The sequence below is a fragment of the Halomonas sp. 707D4 genome (assembly GCF_024158685.1).
Taxonomy (GTDB): domain Bacteria; phylum Pseudomonadota; class Gammaproteobacteria; order Pseudomonadales; family Halomonadaceae; genus Vreelandella.
On the sequence record NZ_JAMZBD010000633.1, the window covers coordinates 1 to 1,466 of the forward strand.

The following is a 1,466-nucleotide window of genomic DNA, read 5'->3' on the forward strand; positions in this document are numbered from 1 at the left end:
CCTCGACTTCGAAACCGCGAATGGCGGTGCTCGCCACGCCCGCCTCGCTCAAAAGGCCGTCGAGCAGCGAGCGCGTGCCGGAGGACGCCTGGCGATTGACGAAGCGCACGCCCTCGAGCGCAAGCGATGCCACGCCCTCGATGCCGAGCGGATTGTTGGGGGCCACCATCAGCCCCTGAGTGCGGGTGATGAAGCCGATCACCCGATGCTCGCGGGGGTTCAAGCGCTCGTGGTAGCTCGCGCGAATGCGCTCGCCCACCGCACCGCGCGGTAGATGAAAGCCCGCCACGTCGCAGCTGCCGCGATCGAGCGCGGCAAGCGACTCGTGAGGACTGCAGTACTGCAGGTCCAGCGGCAGCGCCGTCAGGTGCCTGGGCAGAAGCTCGACGGCGAAGCCGTGGCTTGCGTGCAGGCGCAGCACCGACACCGCCCCCTGCTGCTCGCGGGCGATGGCGAGATTGAGCTCCGAGCCGAGGCTTTCGAGCTGCGGCCCCAGCCGCGCCACGGCGCGCTGCTCCGCCCATAGAAGCTTGTCACCCAGCGGCGTGAGCTGCGCGCCGCGCCCGCGCTTGAGTTCGACCAGCGCCACACCGAAAAACGCGTTGCCCTGGCGCAATACGTTCCACGCATGCCGGTATGAGATACCCACGTCCTCGGCGGCCTGGGTTAACTTGCCTCGTCGATGAACCGCGCCCAAGAGGCGAAGCAGCTGTACGTCCAGCGGGTTGCCCGCCTCGTCGCGAAAGCACCAGGTGGGAAGCACGGTGATTTTCTTCATTGGCAGCATCTTTCATATTTTGTCGTTATGAGCTTGATGCTAGCGTGACATCGACCGTGGTGCACGCCTTTTCGACTCGACTTCAAATAAGCATTAGCGTGCATATTTATAACAAACAATCCGCACCGGGAGAGACACCATGAAGCCGTCTCCAGAATGGTCGTCGGCGTCGATTCAAACCGAGATCGACGCGCTCAAGCACAAGCCCGGCGCGCTGCTGCCGATTCTTCACGCCCTGCAGGACCGCTTCGGCTTCATCCCGACCGATGCGATTGCCCTGATCGCCGCCTCGCTCCAGCAGACCCGCGCCGAGATCCACGGCGTGATCAGTTTCTACCACCATTTTCGCACTACCCCGCCGGGGCGCCACGTGGTGCAGATCTGCCGCGCCGAGGCGTGCCAGTCGGTGGGTGGGCGCCAACTCGAAGCCCACGCCAAGGCGCGCCTGGGGGTGGATTACCACCAGACCACGCCGGATCGCGAGATCACGCTAGAAGCCGTTTACTGTCTGGGCAACTGCGCCTGCGGCCCGTCGATTCGCGTCGACGACCAGGTACGCGGACGCGTGACCGAGGAAGCCTTCGACGAACTGCTCGACGAGCTGCAGACCCGGCCGCTGGAGGTGAGCGCATGAGCATTCGCGTTTTCGTTCCCCGCGACACGACGGCCCTGTCACTGGGCGCCGACG

2 protein-coding genes are annotated in these 1,466 nt (G+C 65.1%); one reads left to right on the forward strand and one right to left on the reverse strand.

Translation table 11 applies throughout. The features are described 5' to 3' along the window. The coding region (locus tag BIS11_RS17415; RefSeq protein WP_253586702.1) for a substrate-binding domain-containing protein at nt 1-778 on the reverse strand (778 nt) is incomplete at its 3' end. 139 nt (nt 779-917) lie between these two features. On the opposite strand from BIS11_RS17415, the gene BIS11_RS17420 reads away from it, so the two are divergent. Beyond that, nucleotides 918-1,412: a formate dehydrogenase subunit gamma gene (locus BIS11_RS17420; protein ID WP_253421679.1), complete on the forward strand. Its 495-nt coding sequence runs from the start codon at nt 918-920 to the stop codon at nt 1,410-1,412. Nucleotides 1,413-1,466 lie beyond the last annotated feature (54 nt).

Excerpts from the sequence above, each read along its gene's own strand:
- BIS11_RS17420 (WP_253421679.1), top strand. The coding sequence starts at position 918 with ATGAAGCCGTCTCCAGAATGGTCGTCGGCGTCGATTCAAACCGAGATC.